Annotated in this window: 15 protein-coding genes and 1 tRNA gene; 10 read left to right on the forward strand and 6 right to left on the reverse strand. The window is 67.9% G+C overall.

Annotated features, from left to right (window positions below):
• Positions 1–32: 32 nt before the first annotated feature.
• From NGF19_RS27545 to haaT, 3 genes are all read right to left on the reverse strand, one after another.
• Entirely contained in the window at positions 33–1,196 is a 1,164-nt protein-coding gene (locus NGF19_RS27545) for an FxsB family cyclophane-forming radical SAM/SPASM peptide maturase (protein WP_252428280.1), read from the reverse strand.
• Positions 1,197–1,211: 15 nt separating this feature from the next.
• Positions 1,212–1,403, reverse strand: a complete 192-nt coding sequence (gene haaA, locus NGF19_RS30815; protein ID WP_308288564.1) for a HaaA family cyclophane-containing RiPP peptide — start codon at positions 1,401–1,403, stop codon at positions 1,212–1,214.
• Between the two features lie 134 nt (positions 1,404–1,537).
• A complete protein-coding gene (haaT, locus tag NGF19_RS27550; RefSeq protein WP_252428281.1) occupies positions 1,538–4,300 on the reverse strand; it encodes a cyclophane-containing RiPP biosynthesis TPR protein HaaT in 2,763 nt (920 codons plus the stop codon).
• A 655-nt stretch (positions 4,301–4,955) separates the two neighbouring features.
• On the opposite strand from haaT, the gene NGF19_RS27555 reads away from it, so the two are divergent.
• From NGF19_RS27555 to NGF19_RS27575, 5 genes are all read left to right on the forward strand, one after another.
• Positions 4,956–5,417 carry a hypothetical protein gene (locus NGF19_RS27555; protein WP_252428282.1) on the forward strand — a complete coding sequence of 154 codons (462 nt, stop codon included), beginning with the start codon at positions 4,956–4,958 and terminating at the stop codon, positions 5,415–5,417.
• A gap of 290 nt (positions 5,418–5,707) precedes the next feature.
• Positions 5,708–6,388: a hypothetical protein gene (locus tag NGF19_RS27560; RefSeq protein WP_252428283.1), complete on the forward strand. Its 681-nt coding sequence runs from the start codon at positions 5,708–5,710 to the stop codon at positions 6,386–6,388.
• Between the two features lie 203 nt (positions 6,389–6,591).
• Entirely contained in the window at positions 6,592–7,521 is a 930-nt protein-coding gene (locus tag NGF19_RS27565) for a site-specific integrase (RefSeq protein WP_252428284.1), read from the forward strand.
• On the forward strand, positions 7,514–8,944 hold the full coding sequence (locus NGF19_RS27570) for a hypothetical protein (RefSeq protein WP_252428285.1): 1,431 nt from the start codon (positions 7,514–7,516) through the stop codon (positions 8,942–8,944). Before NGF19_RS27565 ends, NGF19_RS27570 begins: the two co-directional genes overlap by 8 nt.
• A 211-nt stretch (positions 8,945–9,155) precedes the next feature.
• Positions 9,156–9,228: transfer RNA gene (locus tag NGF19_RS27575), tRNA-Arg, on the forward strand.
• 47 nt (positions 9,229–9,275) lie between these two features.
• Here NGF19_RS27575 and NGF19_RS27580 read toward each other — a convergent pair.
• Positions 9,276–10,949 carry a site-specific integrase gene (locus NGF19_RS27580; RefSeq protein ID WP_252428286.1) on the reverse strand — a complete coding sequence of 558 codons (1,674 nt, stop codon included), beginning with the start codon at positions 10,947–10,949 and terminating at the stop codon, positions 9,276–9,278.
• On the reverse strand, positions 10,946–11,626 hold the full coding sequence (locus tag NGF19_RS27585) for a helix-turn-helix domain-containing protein (RefSeq protein ID WP_252428287.1): 681 nt from the start codon (positions 11,624–11,626) through the stop codon (positions 10,946–10,948). Before NGF19_RS27585 ends, NGF19_RS27580 begins: the two co-directional genes overlap by 4 nt.
• A gap of 95 nt (positions 11,627–11,721) precedes the next feature.
• Here NGF19_RS27585 and NGF19_RS27590 point away from each other — a divergent pair, with 95 nt between their 5' ends.
• From NGF19_RS27590 to NGF19_RS27610, 5 genes are all read left to right on the forward strand, one after another.
• A complete protein-coding gene (locus NGF19_RS27590) occupies positions 11,722–11,952 on the forward strand; it encodes a hypothetical protein (protein ID WP_252428288.1) in 231 nt (76 codons plus the stop codon).
• 226 nt (positions 11,953–12,178) lie between these two features.
• On the forward strand, positions 12,179–13,465 hold the full coding sequence (locus NGF19_RS27595; RefSeq protein ID WP_252428289.1) for a DUF3631 domain-containing protein: 1,287 nt from the start codon (positions 12,179–12,181) through the stop codon (positions 13,463–13,465).
• 353 nt (positions 13,466–13,818) lie between these two features.
• Positions 13,819–14,616, forward strand: coding sequence for a DUF2637 domain-containing protein (locus NGF19_RS27600; protein ID WP_252428290.1), 798 nt, complete (start codon positions 13,819–13,821; stop codon positions 14,614–14,616).
• Positions 14,617–14,950: 334 nt separating this feature from the next.
• On the forward strand, positions 14,951–15,511 hold the full coding sequence (locus NGF19_RS31050) for a MobC family plasmid mobilization relaxosome protein (RefSeq protein ID WP_252428291.1): 561 nt from the start codon (positions 14,951–14,953) through the stop codon (positions 15,509–15,511).
• Positions 15,508–17,223, forward strand: a complete 1,716-nt coding sequence (locus NGF19_RS27610) for a relaxase/mobilization nuclease domain-containing protein (RefSeq protein WP_252428292.1) — start codon at positions 15,508–15,510, stop codon at positions 17,221–17,223. Before NGF19_RS31050 ends, NGF19_RS27610 begins: the two co-directional genes overlap by 4 nt.
• Before the next feature lie 114 nt (positions 17,224–17,337).
• Here the strand turns inward: NGF19_RS27610 and hemC are convergent, their stop codons facing one another.
• Positions 17,338–18,246, reverse strand: a complete 909-nt coding sequence (hemC, locus tag NGF19_RS27615) for a hydroxymethylbilane synthase (RefSeq protein ID WP_252428293.1) — start codon at positions 18,244–18,246, stop codon at positions 17,338–17,340.
• Positions 18,247–18,268 lie beyond the last annotated feature (22 nt).

Below are 18,268 nucleotides of genomic sequence, written 5' to 3' on the forward strand. Positions count from 1 at the left end.
CAACTCCTGTCGTTCGTACGGTCGTTCTTTTGCTACGAGGCCCCGGTGGGGGCATCCCCCAGGGCCCAGCCGTGCTGCTGCAAAGAACCCTGGACATGCCGGATGAGATACGCCAGGTCCGCACAGTAGACGGACGGGTTCCGATAGCCGCGTGCCGCGCTGAAACGGTGCGGCAGGTAGCCGCCCCCACATACGGCCACCAGCGGACAGCGTTGGCACTCCTCAGAGAGCGCGGCCGCCCCGTCCTCCTGCCGGTGCGAGAACTTGGGGTGACGGATGGCCGCGTCAAGGGAGTCGCTGAAGACGTCGAGCCCCAGCCAGGAGGCTCCCTCCTCCACAGAGCGCAGGGTGTCCACGCCCTCCACGGAGCCGTCGGACTCGATCACGACGCTGGCGGGAGGGGCCAGCCCGAGAGTCTCCACCGCGCCACGCGCGCCGGAGCTGAGCGCCACGATGTCCTCCAGCATGCGCACACTGTGTTGGTACTCGGGCCGGGCAAGCCATGCGTCGTAGACGCGGCTCATCCACACCCCGTACTCGGGAGCAGCCGGATCATTCCGATCTGGCGGCGCATCGTGGGTCCCGTGCGGCAGCCCGAAGTCGATCACCGGAGGCTCGAACGACGCAAGGTAGTCGTGCACCTCTGTGGGGTCGTTCGCCAGGTCCACCACGGCGAGCAGCCCCGCGAACAGCCCGGGCCGGGACCGCAGCAGTTCGATGCCCCGTACTGCCGAGGCCGCGCTCGACCTGGCCGCGTGTGAAAGCCGGTGCCGGTCGTTGGCGGCAGGCGGCCCATCAAGGCTGACGCCTACCGCCACTGCATACTGCTCGAAGAGGTCGAGCCATGCCTCCGACACAAGTGTCCCGTTGGTCTGCAGCTCAAAGCGCACCTCAACCTCGGACGGAATGCCGTCCTTGAGCACACGGAGAACTTCCCCCAGATGCCGGGGCCCGGCGAGCAGTGGCTCACCACCGTGCAGCACGACGTGGACGGTCCGCAGCCGGTACGTCGCCACATGCTCGGCGATCCTCCGAGCCGCTGCCCGGGCCACGTCCACGCTCATCCGCGCCGGCAGACTCCGCCACGCCTGGTCCTTGGAGTTGAAGACGTAGCAGTAGTCGCAATCAATGTTGCATCGGTTTGCGACTTTGAGGATGAAGGTGTGGAACGGCTTATGCGGAGGAGTCGGTGTCATCAAGCAGCAGCGCGACTACAGCGGCCACGGCCAGATCAGCGAGGCGGCATGGACGCCGTCCCCGATGCTGTTCGAGGCCGCCCGCTCAGCAGCCAGACGGCGCTGCACGCGGGCGGCTACACGGTCCAGGACTTCGAGGCTGGGCACGGGCTCCTTGGCGTCCAGGCCGGAAGCCGAAGGGCAGGGAACAGTCATGCTGGGCGGCATTCAACGCTCCTCAAGACGGTGCGCCGAGAGACTGGAACGCGGCGATGGCGGTTGAAGCTATAGATCGGCTCGCAACGTAGCAGCGTCGCCACTCACTGCGACATACAGAAACTCGTCACGTATTCCGCTCAGGCTCATCCCATCTGCGACGCCAAGAGCCGCTCGACGTCGTCGGCCGACGCGCCCACGCCCAGCTGCCGGTAGACGGCGAGCGCTTCACGCAGCATCGCCTCAGCCTGGTCGGGCCCGTCGATCACCCAATCGCAGCGGCCGATCCCCTCCAGCGCCCGTGCCTCCTCCAACGGACAGTGGATGTCCCGAGCCAGAACCAGCGCCTGTTCGAAGCGCCTGCGCCCGGCAATCGGTTCACCGAGCGTCCGCAGCAGCAGCTCTCCCCAGTGGTTGAGCACCTCCGTCTCACCACAGCGATCACCGAGATCGCGCAGGATCTCCAGGCTCTGCCGGAACGCCTCAACAGCACCGTCCTGCTCACCGACGATCCCGCGGGCAACCCCCATCTCGCTCAACGAAGCGGCTTCGCCCCCACGGCTACCGAGATCGCGATACACCCCCAGAGCCTCCTCGAGCGCCAGGATCGCCGTCGGCATGTCGCCAGACAGGCGGTCCAGCACCCCAAGGTGGCGGATGCTGTTCGCGCGGCCGAAGCGTTCACCAAGCTCCGTGTAGTGCTCCAAGGCCTGAACATGAGCACCACGAGCACCATCGAGATCACCGGTGAGCCGCTGCACCACACCCAACTCGTTCAGGGCGTAGGCCTGGTGGACCCGGTCGTCCAGCGCCTTGTAGATGTCGAACGCCTCGCGCTGGCACTGGGTGGCCAGGCCGTATTCGCCCATGAGGGAGTGCACGATGCCCAGGTCCCGCAGGGAGTTGGCCTCCCCGTACCGGTCGCCGAGCTCACGGTAGATCGCCAGTGCTTCGGACTGGGCCTCGACAGCCGCATCGAACTTACTGGTCTGTCGCCGCACCATGCCGAGGTCGGCCAGCGCGTTGGCCTGACCGAGCCGGTCCCCCAGCTCGCGGTAAAGGGCGAGTGCCTCAGTCTGGGCGCGGGCCGAAGCATCGTTGTCCGCGGTCAGGTACCAGACGATGCCCACCTGGTTCAGGGCGTCCGCCTTGCCACGCCGATCCCCAACCGCGTCGTAATGCGTCACCGCCTCGTTCAGGGCCTCGGTCGCTTCGGAATAGGACGCCATGAAGCGCCGCACGACGCCGAGTTCGGCCAGTGCGCCGGCCAGTGCCCGCTGGTCACCAGTGTGGCGGGCAGCCCCGGCAGCCGTCCGGTGGAGCCCGACGGCCTGGTCCCACGGACCGGCCTGCCGCAGGAAGGGCGCCATTGCCGCGGCCAGACGGATCACGAGGTCATACAGAGCGAACTCGTTGGCCTGCCGGATACAGGCCAGAATGTTCGGCCGCTCGTTCTCCAGCCAGCCCAGTGCCGCCGTACGCGACTCCATGACCGGAGTCTCAACGTACTCCAGGTCGTCCGCTGGAGGTGGAACCACGGAACCACCGCGAACAATGTGCTCATTCGCAACAGCCAGAGCGGCCAGGTAATAGGTGCACACACGCTGAACGGCCTGTACGTGGGCCATACTGTCCCCTCCGTCAGCGAGACCGCGGGCGTAGTCGCGCAGGAGATCGTGAAGCCGGTAACGGCTCCCTGGGTGCTCGTCGATCAGATGGGCGTCATAGAGCGCGTCCAGTTGCTGGCGGGCTACCGCCACCGAAACCGATCCGAGCGCGGCCCCCACGTACACGTCGAGTTCCGTGCCAGGGTGGAAGCCGAGGCGCTGGAAGAAGTACTGGCGTTCCGGTGTGAGGTCCCGATAGGACAGATCGAACGTCGCGGCGACCGCGCGCTCGCCGGCGCGCAGTTCTCCCAGCCGGTCCCGGGCCGCCACCAACCGTTCGTGCAGATCCCCGGCGCTCCAGGATGGATGGTGCCGTAGCCGCGCGGCGAGCAGTGACACACCCAACGGGAGGTATCCGCATAGGCGCACCAAGTCCTCGACCGTGTCCCTGTCGAGTGAGTCCGCTGCCCTCCCGCTGAGCCGTACGAACAGGTCCACCGCATGATCGGACGGCAGCGCCTCGACTGGCAGCACCACTTCCTCGTGGGCCGCCAGCCGCTTGCGGCTGGTCACCAGCACGAGGCAGCCCCTGCCGCCGGGAAGCAAAGGCTCCAACTGCTGATAGCTGGCCGCGTTGTCGAGGATGAGCAGCGCCTTCTTGCCCGCGAGCCTGCTCCGCCACATGGCGGCTCGCGCCTCCGTGATCGCGCCGACATCGTCACCAACGGGGATCTGCTGCGTCGGCACACCGGAGGCAGCAAGGAGCGACGCGAGAGCTTCGGCTGCCTGTACCGGGCTGCGCCCCGTTGTGTGCCCGTTCAGGTTGACGAAGAGCTGCCCGTCGGGGAACCGTTCGGAGAGCAGGTGTCCGGCATGCACCGCGAAGGTCGTCTTCCCTACTCCGGGCATCCCGTCGATGACATGGACCAGCAGGGCCTCTCCAGTCTCCTGCGCAGCACGTACCGAGCGGATCAGCGACTCCAGCTCCGCCGACCGATCGGTGAACGCCGTGGTATCGCGTGGCAACGACCGCAGAACCAAGGCGGCCCCTGGCGGATCTGAACCGTCATCCGGGCGCGCTGCCGGCCCAGGGCTCTGCCCCGGCTCCCGCTGATCACCTAACGCAGTAAGTAACGTCGTCAGCCCGGCCGTGACCACCCCCAAAATGACGAAAGACGACCAGGGATGCTTCTGCAACCAGCCAAACCATGAAGGCCAATGCGACTGCGCGGAGACGGCGTTCGTGACCAGACCCACGAGCATGGTGGTGATCGCACCCACGCCGGCGACGACGGCGATCATGGCGCCGCGTCTAACCCTCACGAGCGCGTCACGAGGTCGGCTGAGCAATACCCAATGAGTCCCACACCCCAGCCATCGGACTGGAAAAGCGGATGCAGAGCCGACTTGAACACGTGGGCAACCCCCAGAAAGACATCCCAACTAACCAAGCGGACCAGTCTCATAGAGCTTGGTCAAGGTCGTCTCTGCGCCATCGACCCTTTGACCTTTCAGAGGGCGAACGCTACTCGCCTGGACGGCAACACGGCTGTAAACCTGCGACCCCCCGGAAGCATGACCGCACCACCCACCTGCTGTTGTTCACGGTTCCGCTTCTGCTCCGGCGGGGAACCACAAGGGCGAGACCACGAAGTTTCTCTTGCGCTCGCAACCGGCAGGCAGCCCTGCACCACTTCACTGGCACGCTGCGAGATCCTCGACAGCACCTCCCTGGTGCACTCTGCGCGCGTCACACCCGGCAGCACATGGTGCATTCAGGCATGTGCGCACGCATCGTCGCTGCTCAAGACGTGTGCGCACACACCACCAAGAACACGGTGCACCCTCCGGTGAGCACTCATCCAACAGACTTGCGTACAGGGCGAGTTGTTGTTGTCTATGCTGTCGCCGGAGATCATGAACAGCGCAGCTTCACCCTGGAAGGGAAGGGGAGGTAGTGACCGACATTGACGCCTCCACGCTCGACTTCCTTGCGCAACTACGTGCTCAGACAGTGTCGTTGCGGCAAGGCGCCGAGGCAGCGCGCCGCGAGCGCGATGAAGCAGCGGTCCGGCTGGCCGACTTGGAGGCGAAGCTGGCGGACAGTTCCACAGCATTGCGTGCCCTGGAGGTCTACACAGGTGAAGCCACCGGGGACAGTGCAGCCACCGACAGTCCGACCGGCCCCCACGGCACGCAGGCCCAGTCGATCGAGGAAGCCATCTTCCAGGCACTGCGCGAGAAAGAAGCGCTGACTCCCCTGGAGATCGCACGGGCCGTCGAGGCGCTCGGCGTGAGCAGCTCCGCATCCAGCGTCCGCGCCCGACTGAGCAAGCTCGTCAAGTTGGGGACGCTCCAGCGTGACGGCAACGCCAGGTACTCCGTCAACAAGAAGGGATCGGGAGCCACCAAGGACTGACGCAGACTCACAGAACATAAGATCGGCCGCCGCAAGTCGCGAGCCCACGGCGGCCGTTGGCGCATGCCTTCCGATAAGGGCTCACGCACCGACGGCCAGCCTAGGCCATTCGGTCGGTTCACCGTGAGCCCTTTCCGAAACAGTCGCGATCTTCACGGCGACTCATTGGAGCAAGGATCAACGACGTGAACTCCCACTCCCCCGGCCCAACTCGACGTGCATCCAGTCGAGACGCGCTGCGTGACCGGCCCGCAAAGGCTGCCCCCTCCGCCAAGAGAACCTCCTACACCATGCCGCCCGTCGGCATCCAGGCCGACCGGCAGATGGATGTCCTGGCTGCCACCGTCACGACGTGCGCGACCGGGCGCTCGGCCGCCAAGGTCAATGACATCGTTCGGGAGACCGGCCTGGAACGCCACGGCATCCAGCCCACCCTGCGGTTCCTGACCGGGACGGGACTGCTGACATCGGGACCGGCCGGGTGGACACCCACTGTTCCCGGTGTGCGTGTCGGGCAGGCGTGGGCCACCAATCGCGATGCGGCCAGGACGATTTTCGGTGAGGTCTGGCGCGACTCCTGGGTGTACCACCTGCTGATCCGTTCCTCCGTACGCGCCGGAGTCGCACTCAGCGCAGAGGAAATAGCCAAGGCCATGAGGCCCTACCAGACGTCCAAGCTGACCCCTTGGATGCACCTGGTGGACTGGCTCGTGCTGGCACGGTACGTCGAGCGCGACAGTGACGGGGCTCTACGCCTGTCGAGGGCTCTCAACGACGACGGCGACGCGGCCGCCCCCGACTCGGAGCAGAGCGTACCGCCGGCGTCGGCGCCCGATCCGGTCGGACCACCCCTCGGGCTTGTCCTGCCGGTGAACATGGATCAACTCACGCACCTGAGTGCCGAGGACTACGGCGCGGTCATGCGATCTCTCGCAACAATCTACGAGGTGCTCTCCCGCCAGCGAGCCTGACACCTCGCCCCTGGCCTGCGACCGGCCTTTCCCCGCATCACCCTTTCGCGCGCGAGCGTTTGCGTGCTGGAAGCCACCCTTCAAGGCTGGTGTGAACTTGCACCAGCCTAGGAGGTCGCTGTTCCATGCCCGTCCCGCGTGCGCCCAGACCTGACCAAGTCTCGCCCGACAGCCCCAGCGCGCCCGCGACCGACTCCGCGGACGTGACGCTGGCGCGCGCCGTCGAGCAAACCGTCACCCTTTGGACCACCATGACTTCCCAGGGACAGATGTCCCCACAGACCAACCGCTCCTTCGGGCAGCTGTTGGAGCGCTGGCAGCGCTACACCCAGGCCCGTGGCGCCGTTCTCCTCAACGACGTCACCGTCGATTTCATCGAGGACTTCGTATTTGCCCATGGGCGCACCCGCCATGGACGGATTGGTGAATCAGCCACCGCGACCCAGCACCAACGCCGCGCCGTGCTGCGCTCGTTCTACCGCACACTGCGCGAGCTCGGCCTCACCGACACCGACCCCACCCGGGACGTCCTCCTGCCCGAGCGCACCAGAAGCCTGATCCGACCGCTGGACGAGGACGAGGCTGTCGCCCTCCGTCACGCTGCCGAGTACGTGACGCGGCCCAGCCGGCATGCAGCAGCAGCGGCCCTGGCCTTGTCAGGCGGACACACCGGCGAGATCGGCCACATCCGCATCAGCGACCTCGACCAGAGCGCCTCGGCCGTGTGGATGCACGGCTCCACTCGCACCGACGCACGGTGGTGCCCACTCGACCCGTGGGCCCTTCGCGTCCTTCTTGCCAGAGCCGCCTTCGTCACTCGTCAGCAAGGCAGCCCCGAAGCCGTGCCCAAGGCCCGGCTCGCCGTCTCCTCGGCCCCCGCGCCGGACGAACAGCTGCAGGCCCGGGCCTGCGTCGCCCTGTCCGACCTGATCCGCCGCATTGGCCTGGGCACAGACCCGCGAGTCAAACCAGCATCCCTGACCGCGTACGCCGCGGTGCGGATCTTCAGTGAATCCGGAAAGATCGAAGATGTCGCCCGCGGGCTCGGGCTGCGCTCCTTGGATCGGGCCGCCGACCTCATTGGCTACGACTGGACCCGCCCCGCGGCCGAAAGGCAGGCCGCCAGTGCCTGAGGACATCTTCGGAGACGCCGTCCCGCCGGCGCAGCGCACCCCGCGTAAGCGGACCTTCAGCGACAAGGACCGCCGCACCCTCCACGAGCGCCTCACTGACTGCGCGCACAACCCCGACCTCTACGAGTTGGCCGAGACACTCCCGCCACCAGGCAGGGTCGGAAGGCCCCGTCACTATCCTGACGTCGCGTTCCTCTTCTTCCTCGCTGCTCGTAGCGCGCTGGCCTCGGCACGCCGCACCGCAGCACACCTCGAAGACCCAGAGGTGTGGACCATCCTGAAGGCAGGGGCACGAGCGGAGCTCGGCGCAGCGGAAGCGGCCCGGCTCCCCGATGCCGGGCCGACGCGCGCGCAATGGCTCCGCGCCCAGCGACGGCTGCGCGATCATTCCCATGAGCTCTGGGAGTCATACCGCGTTCTCGCCCTTGAGCAGGCACTCGAGCAAGGAATCTTCCCCGAGCACGAGACCCGGTCATGGAGTAGTCCGCAACGGCACCAGCTGATAACCGCAGACGGCACAGTACTCAAATCCCCCACCCTGGCCCGAGCCAGCCAAAGCGTGGACCTGACGACCGGCGAGATCCGCTACCACCGAGTCGACCCCGCCTCCGTCTCCCAGATGGAAGGGGGCGGCACTGAGGTCTTCGGTCCGAAATATGTCTTCTTCTCTGCCAGGAAAGACGAGAACTACCTGTCCCGTGTTTTCCTCGACTCGCGATACGTACCCCACCTGCGCCCCGGCGGAGAAGCAGCCGTGGCCGTCGAGGGCGTCATCGACATCATGTCCGCGGCCCCCGGCTGCATGGGAATCCTGTACGACGGCGCTCTCCGGGGCGTGCACCGGGACGCCATCGCGCGCCACGGCGGCCTCGTCGTCAACAAACAGCACAAAGGTAACGAACCACAATTCTACGAATCTCTGCGGCCCGGTCGCTGCACCCACGAACTGTGGGCCGCCAACGGACGTGTCGCGGAGAAGGTCCACTTCGCGGACGGGACAGCAGAACTCATCCCCGTGCCGATCAAGAGACTGGAGCGGCGCGGGGTCCGGATGTTCCGCTGGTACCACGTGCTGGCCATCCGTTGCCGCCATGGCGTACACGAATACAGAGTCAGCGTCGGCACAACAAGCCGCAAAGGCGAACGGCCACCCGGTAAAAGCGACGAGGAGCGCGGCTTCCACCGCGCCGAGCACCTGCAACAGATCCCGGAGTTCACCCGCACCCACCAGCTCGTCTATCCCTACCGCAGCGACGCCGAGTCGGGCCACGCGCAACTCGACGCCTCCCTGTGGAACGGACGTCTCATCTCCTACGGTGTCGAGGCCCAGCAACTCCTGACCCTCGGGTTCGTCCTCGCACAGAACTCCACCAGTCGTGCGCTGCACAAGGAAGGAGCCTCCATACTCAGGCCCACGGCCTGACGTCGACACCCAGCCTGCAGACACCAGCGCCCGCCTGAGTCCCGATCCGGTACCCTGTGGATCGAGCGTTCCTGGCGGGCGCTGCAGCGTGTCACGCGGTCTACCGCGCGCCTCGTCATCGCAGCATCATGATCCAGACTGCTCAGGGCTTGACCGAGAGACCAGGGCACGATCTGTTCACGAGTTTCGTGCAAGGTTTCGCACAAGCCCCGCCTTCGTAGCTCAGGGGATAGAGCACCGCTCTCCTAAAGCGGGTGTCGCAGGTTCGAATCCTGCCGGGGGCACAACGCATTACCGCTCTGACCTGGGGTTTCTTCCCCAGGGAGGAGCCCTAATCGGCCTCGGACGTCTCGTCCGGGGCCGTTTGCGTGAGCGGTGCGTGAGCGGACGGGGAATTGACCTCCCGAACATCGCCCGAGGAATCAGCATCAACCAGCACGGACTCCGAGCCAGGCTTCTTCGCGTCGTCGGCCTCGGGCTCCGCTTCCGGAGCGGCCTCCTCGGAGGTGGAGCGGGCGCGCGGTACGAGCCGGGCCGCGGCCTCGGCGATGGCGAGGTCGGCCTCGGGTAGCAGGCTCGTGTACGTGTCGGCCGTGATGGTGATCGAGGAGTGGCCGAGCATCTCCTGGATGTCCTTGAGGTCGGCCCCGGCCGCGTGAGCCAGTGTCGCGGCACCGTGGCGGAGGTCGTGGAGCCGGACCGGCGGGAGGCCGATCTCCTCGTACAGCTCGACGAACCGCCGTGTGACGTTGGCGGGGTGGAGCATCTCGCCGTTCTCCTTGGTGAAGACGCGGCCCGTCTCCACCCAGGCGCTCTCCCACTCCTTACGGTCCTTGTCCTGCTGGGCGCGGTGCCGCTTGAGGGCCTGGACCGTGTCGGAGTCGAGAGCGATGGTCCGCGCGCCGGCGTCGGTCTTGGGGTCGTCCTCGTACACCTCCCAGCCGTCGACCACGAGTTGCTTGGCGACAGTGATGAGCCCGGCGTCCAAGTGGGTGTCGGTCCACTTCTGGCCGCATGCCTCACCACGTCGCAGCCCGCGGAAGGCGATCAGATGGAACATCGCGTACAGGCGGTCTTCGGCAACATGGTCGAGGAAGAGGCCGGTGTGCTCCGGCGTCCAGACCATCACCGGTGAGGGCTTCTCGCCGGTGCGCTTCCAGTGGAGGATGCGCTCCTCGGTCCACACCAGCGCCTTGGGCCGCTTGCCTGCCTCCAACTCGACGTGGGCCGCCGGGTTGAAGGTGATGAGCTGCTGGGCGATCGCGGCGTTCAGCGCGGCCCGCAGGGTGGATCGGACGCGCTGGCGGGTAGCCGGGCCCACGATGCGACGGTAGGGCTCCATCTCTTCGATGGTCGCCTTCATCACCTTGCGGCGGGCACGATGCTCGCGGCCCTTCCAGGGAATCTGGGCCAGGTCCTCGAACGCCTTGCGCCGTGCGGCATTACCTTCAGCGATTTCGACGTTGGCCTCGGCGATGGCCTCGAACATCTCTGACAGGTGGGTGACCCGGAGGCGGTCGAGCCGCAGGTGCCCGATCCGCGGTTTGAGGTGCACCCGGATGTTGCTCTCGTCGCGGCTGATGGCGCTCTGCCGCCCCTTCTTGCCCGCCAGCCACATGTCCAGCCATTCACCGATGGTGAGACGGCTGGTCAGGTCCAGGCCATGGCTGAGGCGCCTTCGGGTCGCCTCGACGTCCGGCAGCGGCGCCTTCTCCTCGGCCACCTTCTCCAGCAGTTCGGCGATCTGGGCGAGGCCCTCGGTGTCGTCGGAGTCGGCGAGACCGAGCACGGCGCGGACGTGGTCGAGGTCGGTCTGGGCGGCCTTGAGGCTGTCGTAGCCGGCACGACTGAAGGAGCGGCGGGTACCGTCCTCGCGGGGCGGGAGCTCCTGGCGTATGGAGTACGAGCCGTGCTTGCGGCTGGAGAGCTTCGGGCACTTCTTGCCGAGCGGCTTGCCGGTGTGGGGGTCGCGGCAGTAGCAGCGGCGGTGGGTGGAACCCTTCAAAGATCGTTCTCCTCGTTGGTGTTGTCGACGGGCAGGTCGACGTCGGCGAGTTCGGGGGGTAGGTCCGGTGGTGTGCCACCGTCTTCGCGAATGAAGGCGCGGGCGCTGCGGAGCCGGTACTTGGCTTCCAAGGCCCTCTCGGCGTAGTCGGCTTGGGCGAGTACGGCTTCCTCGCGTTCAGCGCGGTTGGGCGCCGTCTCGGCTTTCCAACGCTCGTGTTTCTCGCCCTTCAGGGCAGCCAGCGCGGCTCGCTGGTGGCGGACGTGGGCGCGGAAGTTGCGGAGCATGTCGTCTTCCAGACCGAAGTCCTCCCTGTCACCGGTGAACCAGCGCATGGCGTCCCAGCTCGGTTCGGAGTCCTGTAGGGGAAGGCGCTGGACCCTGTCGACGTAGCCGACGGGGTAGAGCAGGCAGACCGGGTAGGTCCGCAGGGCTTCGGCGAGGACGAGGACGTCGACCAGGGGCAGGGTGGCGCGGCGGCCGGACTCCATGTTGGCGATCACATTGCGCGGGATCGAATGGCCGATCTCCGCGCAGCGGTCGGCCAGGTCCTGGGCGCTCATGCGCAGCTCCTTCCTTCGTCTACGGACTTCGGCGGCCACCGTGGCCATCACCTGATCCACCCACTCGGGGACGTCGTCCTCGTCTCTTCTAGCTTCGAAACCGCGTTGTGTCATGGAGACACATTAGCTCGCTCATGATGGTTAGTGATCACCTGGAGTCGGACGTGATGCCGCGTTCACCGAGGGCTCACTCATGAATGGAGAACCTGATGCGCAACAGCGAGGCCGCCGAGCAGTCCAAGGGCATGACGCGAGAGGAGCTGCTGGCCCTTCCCGTCGCCGTTGACCTGGATACCGGCAACCGGGCACTGGGTTTGGGTCGGAGCAAGGGCTACGAGCTGGCCAAGCGTGGCGAGTACCCGTGCAAGGTCCTGCGTCTGGGCAAGGCGTACCGCGTGGTGACCGCCGACCTGTTGAACCTGCTCGGCCTGGCCGCATGACCGCTCGTGCCCATAGCAGCCGCTTCTGCGTTGAGCTGACACAGAAACGCTGGACTGTGGCCGGGCGTGGACGTACTGTCCGTGTTCCCTCGCCCCGGCCAAGGAAGCGAGAGAGCCCCCGGCGGGCCAACGCCGGAGGCTCAGCACACTCCACCGCCCGCATTCCAACGAACGACCTGTGTGACCCGGGCCTGCATGCCCGACGTCACCGGATAAGGAGCTGCTCGTGCAACCTACGACACCCGAGCCGTATTCCGCACCCGGCAAGGTGACATGGCCGACGGTCGCGGTGCCCGGCCAGCTGGGCCACGCACCCGAAGCCGCCCCTGCGGCAGATGACAGGGTGCTGCAGACGGCTCCGGAGGATCAGCCCGCCGAGGAGTCGGTGCCGGACCAGCAGCCGACGCACGGCTCCGAGCTGCTGGACGAACTGCGTGCCCAGATAGCCAAGTTCGTGATTCTGCCCTCGCCCGAGGCGCTGGACGCGGTCACGCTGTGGGTGGCGGCGACGCATCTGCAGCCTGCCTGGCAGCACGCGCCGCGACTGGCGGTGGTGGGGCCGGCGAAGCGGTGCGGCAAGTCGCGGCTGCTGGACGTACTGACCGAGACGGTCCACGAGCCGATGCTCACCATCAACACCACCCCGGCGGCGGTCTTCCGCTCCATCACCGAGGAGCCGCCCACGCTCCTGGTGGACGAGGCGGACACCATCTTCGGCACGCCGAAGCAGGCGGAGAAGAACGAGGAGATGCGCGGCCTGCTCAACGCCGGCCACCAGCGCAACCGCTACGTCACCCGTGTCGTCGGCAACGACCACACGCCCCACAAGTTCGCCACCTTCGCCATGGCCGCCCTGGCTGGGATCGGCGACCTGCCCGACACGATCATGGATCGGGCCGTGGTGATCCGTATGCGCCGCCGGGCCGAGGGCGAGAGCGTCAAGCCGTTCCGCTCCCGCCGCGACACCCCAGCCCTCCACGACCTGCGCGACCGCATCGCCGCATGGGCCAGGCCCCTGCTCGATGAAGCCGCCGACCTGGAACCGGAGATGCCGGTCGAGGACCGCGCCGCCGACACCTGGGAGCCCCTGGTGATCATCGCCGACCTCGCCGCAGGAGCCTGGCCCCGTCGCGCCCGCGAGGCGTGTGTGCGGATGGTGGCTGCGGAGATCGAGGTGGAGGAGGACCAGCCCGGTGGGGCACGGATCCTGGCCGACATCCGCAGGGTCTTCGTCGCCCAACGGGAGGTCGACAGCCTCTCCACGGACGAGCTGCTGCATCACCTGCGGCAGAACCCCGAGTGCCCGTGGGCGGAATGGGGACGCAACGGGCTGACCGCCCGCAACTTGGCAGACATGCTCCGCCAGTTCGACATCAAACCCGGCAACATCCGCCTCGCCGACGGAACCCAGCGCAAGGGCTATATGCGCAACAAGTTCTTGGACGCATGGCGGCGCTACTGCCCCACCGTCCACCCGGTGGACGCTGAATCCACCACCCCAGCCATGGGCTGAGCCCCGCACCCCCGAGCGGCCGTCCCTGCCGTCCCTACCGTGATCTCGCAGGTCAAACGGCATGCGGACAAGACGGCAACCGGGACCAAGACGGCACCGCGATCACGACGGCCGCGCTGACCTGCCAGGACGCTGCCCGGATCCGTCTTGTGCCGTCCCGGGCGTCCCCGCCGTATCACCGCAGGTCAGGCTCCGTCGGCCGGGACGGCACGACGCGACAGCGCCGTCCCGGCCGACACAGGGGCGCGAGTCCAGGACGGCGGGCCGAGGCTCTGCCGTACCTGCCCTGACCTGCGCTTGCAACGGCCAAGACGGCAAAGACGGATCACACCACCACCCCAGGAGCATCCCGCTTGACCCACCTCTCCACACCCACTCACCTGAGCCACCGCCTTGGCCATGGGCAGTCGGCGACGACCAAACAGGCCACCGAGCGGTACGTCCTCGCCGCTGCCGGAGTCGTCATCGTGGCCCTCACCGCTGGTGGATTCTGGCTGTCATACGCACACCTCGCCGAGGTCGCCGGACAACACGGGCTGGGCGGTTCTCCCGCCCGCCGATGGGCCTGGCCGGCGACCCTGGACGCATTCATCGTCGCGGGCGAACTGCTCATGCTCCGCGCGGGCCTGCGCCGGGCCACCGACGGGTGGGCTATTGCCCTTACCGCCACCGGATCGGTCGGCTCCATCGCACTCAACGTGGCCGGGGTCAGTGGATCCGGTCACTCCGGCGCCGTACCACTGCTCGACTACGTGGTCGCCGCTGTCCCCCCGACCGCTGCACTGCTGGCCTTCGGTGTCCTGATGCGGCAGATCCACCAACTCGTCGACCGACCGGTCGACCATCCGGACACCCCTTCCGAACAGCCTGCCGATCTGCTGCCTGCTACGTCCGTCCAGCCTCCGGAACCGCAGGGCCGGGTTTCGGAGAGCAGGCCGCGGGGTGGCCGTCCGGTCAGCGCAACGGTCGAGGAACTCGCCGAGATCGGTCGGATCGCCGCCGCCGAGCAGCAGAAACTCACCCGGGACATCGTCCGAAAGGCAGTGAAGGACAAGGGCCTGACGATCAGCAGCGAGCGGCTGACGGAGGTGATGGACATCCTCAAGCCCGAGTTCAAAGCCGACGCGGGCACTGGCCCGAACAACGGCTGACTGCCCGCTCAGCGGGTGACCGGAACTCTTCCGGTCACCCGGCAGCCGGTTGCCGCCCACTCCTGTCCACAGATGTGGACGAGGCGGTCATCGCCCTCACCGTCACCAGCCCTTCCACCGAAGGCTTCCTGCCCAGCCCGCCCCAACTGGAGAACCGCCCGTGACACACGACGCGCGCCGCCCTGGCTACACGCCCGACGAGCTGCCGCCTTCGCCGAAGTCCCCTACCCTGCTGGGACGTTTGCGGCAGGCGTTCGGACGGACGGCCCCTGGCGGAGCCAGTAGTACCCCGAGTCCGACTCAAGGCCGGTCTTCGGGGATCTCCGCCCCGGGGGTGGCGGAGACGGCCCAGCGCCAGGGAGCGCCGGACCGGGAGGTCGGGGCCGAGGGCGGACCCGACCCGGACGAACTCCACGCCGTCCAACAGCAGATCCTCCGCCCCGCACCCGCCGCCGAGCCGACGGCCGACGAGCGAGCGGTGCAGAGCGTCCAGCCGACGATCCGCCGTTTCACCGGCACCAAGCGGACCGCCCGCGTCGGCCCACTGCGGTTCACCGGCGACGAACACGCCGACCTCCAGGAGGCCGCCGCCGAGCACGGCTACAAGGGCGAATCCGGATTCGCCGCCGACATCGTCCTCGCCTTCATCACCGGCCGGTTCACCGCGAACCTGCCGCTGTCCGAGGACCGCCGCCGCACCCACATGTTCCGCGCCCAGGTGCTGCGCGAGCTCAACCGCATCGGCGTCAACATCAACCAGATCGCCCGCGCCCTCAACAGCGACCTCACCCCGCCCCACATCCGCCGACATCTCGACGAGCTGCACCGCCTGCTGGAGCTGATCGCCGAGGTCCTGCGCGAACCGGCAGACACGAGGAAGGACCAGGCCGCGTGATCGCCGCTATCAAACCGGCCGGGGCCAACACCCGTGGCCTGCTCGCCTACCTCTACGGCCCCGGCCGACACGACGAGCACACCGACCCGCACATCATCGCCGCCTTCGCCATGCTCGGCATGCCCGACCCCGGCCGCGACGAGAACGCCACCCTCACCCAGCTCGCCCGCCACCTCGACGAGCCCGTCCAGCTTCGGAACAGCGAGTTCGGCAAGAAGGTCACCGACCACGTCTGGCACTGCCCCGTCCGCACAGCCCCCGAGGACCGTCACCTCTCCGACGCCGAGTGGGCCGACGTCGCCCAGCGCATCGTTGAGGCCGCCGGCATCGCCCCGCCCGGAGACGACCTGGCCTGCCGATGGATCGCTGTACGCCACGCCGACGACCACATCCACATCCTCGCCACCACCGTCCGCGAAGACGGCCGTCGCCCGAGGCTCCACGACAGCGGCATCCGCGTCGGCGACGCCTGCCGCCAGATCGAGAAGGACTACGGCCTGCGCCGACTGAAGAAGGGCGACCGCACCGCCGGACGCCGACCCACCCAGGCCGAGATACACAAGGCCGAACGACTCGGCTGGGAGCAGACCAGCCGCGCATGGCTCCAGGACCGCATCCGCGCCGCCATCCCCCATGCCAGCAGTGCCGAGGAACTCCTCGCCTACCTCGAGGCTGACGGCATCGCGGTCAAACCCCGCCGTGGACCGTCCGGAGACCTTCTCGGCTACGCCATCGGCCGCCCCGGCGACCTCAACAAGGACGGCGAACAGATCTTCCACCCCGGCGGAAAGATCGCCCCCGACCTCACCCTGCCCAAGCTGAAGGCCCGCCTCGAAGCAGGCCGACCGGAGGAGCACCCCACCGCTCGCCGCAACTGCCCCACCACCCCTTGGCACCAGGCCACCAACGCCCTCGCCACCCTCCACGCCGACATGGCCGACGACACCCATGTCCAGGCCCACATCACCGCGCTCGGCGAACTGATCGAAGCCACCACCCAGAAGGCACCCGCCCACCTCCAGACCGAACTACGAGCGGCCTCCAAGGCGTTCGCCCGCGCCCAGCGCTCCCAGACCCGCGCCGAACATCAGGCCGCCCATGCCCTACGCGTCGCTGCCCGCGACATCGCCCACACCGCCACCGGTCCCGACGGCAGCGCCCTCGCCGCCCTGCTCGCGGCCCTCGTCTGGGCCACGATCGTCGCCGCCCGCTGGCACGAAGCGAAGAACCACGCCCACCAGGCCGAAGCCACCCGCCAGGCGCTCCGCCACCTCCAGAGCGCCGCCGACCAGGCCTTCACACCCGTCCTCGACGGCCTTGCCGCCCGTCAGCCGAAGGACCAGGCCCGCCGGACCCTGGCCCACGACGTGCGAGCCGCCATCCCCGATCACGCCGACCGCATCCTCACCGACCCCGCATGGCCGGCCCTCGCCACCGTCCTTGCCGACGCCGAGGCCGGCGGTCACAAACCCGACCAGCTCCTCAAGGAAGCCGCCGCTCAACGTGAACTGACCACAGCCCGCCAACCGGCCCGCGTCCTGATCACCCGCATCCAGCACACCGGCCGCAACCCCGTACCCAATCCCCGAGCCGAAGCCGCCCGGCGCCGCTCGACCATGACGTCCTCGCCCCACGCGCGCCAGACCCGGAACCCACAGCCCGCGACGGCACTCACGACGCCCGTCGAGCAACGGCAACGACAGCGCCGATAGGCCCACGCAGGCCAACAACCGCTGCTCTGCCCCACCTCGCAAGGTCACAGGACACCAGCAAAGCTCTACCAACACCCCGCACGAGAAGGAGAATTCGGCCCCCTGCGGAAGTACTCACTCGGCCTTGGCGAGACCGAGGGCGCCGTGCTGGGTGAGGCGCTGGCAGGCGGCCGCTGCCGTTCGCATGGCGTCCGCTCCGGTCAGGCGGACATTGATCGCTACTCCGCCGTCGGGGGAGAAAACGCGGGTACGCACCGTGTAGCTGACTGCGTTGCCGTCGTCAGTCGTGGTGCAGTACCCGGCGAGCGGTGCGTTGCAGAATCCGCCCATCCGCCGCAGGACGAGACGCTCCGCCTCGGCTTCGACCTCCGTCTCCGGGTGGTGGAGTTTCGAGATCAGCCTGCGGGTCTCCATGTCGTCCTCGCGTGTCTGGAGGGCGATGATCGCCGCGCCGAGCGGCGGGCAGATGATCTCCGGGCTGATCCGCTCGTTGATCCGGTGGCGCAGGCCGAGGCGTTCCATGGAGCAGGAGGCCACGATCAGCGCGTCCACGTCGTGCTGGGACAGCGCCTGGAGGCGGTCGCTGACCGGGCCGCGCAGGGGCACGACTTCGAGGTCCGGGCGGTAAGCCCGTAGGGAGGCCGTGCGGCGAAGGGAGGCGGTGCCGACGGTGGCGCCCGGGGGCAGTGTGTCGAGGCGGAGGTCCGGGTCGCAGGTGACGAGGCAGTCGCGGATGTCGTCGCGGCGCAGATACGCGGCCATGTTGAGGCCCGGCGTGTCCCGAGTCGGGACATCCTTGAGGCAGTGGACAGCGACGTCGATGTCGCCGGAGAGGAGTGCTGCCTCGATCTCCTGCGAGAACACACCGTCTTCCTCCAGCGGGGCCCGATCCTGTTCGCGGTCACCGCCCGCCGCGTAGAAGGGCTGCAGGAGGGTGGGAGTGGGGGCGAGGCGGGTGAGGATCGGCGCGGACTGGGACAGAGACATCAGCGAGGCGCGGGCGCCAATACGCAAGGGTGTCATCCGAGAGTTCTCCTTTGGTGAC

Source organism: Streptomyces macrolidinus (genome assembly GCF_023887685.1).
GTDB classification, from domain to species: domain Bacteria; phylum Actinomycetota; class Actinomycetes; order Streptomycetales; family Streptomycetaceae; genus Streptomyces; species Streptomyces macrolidinus.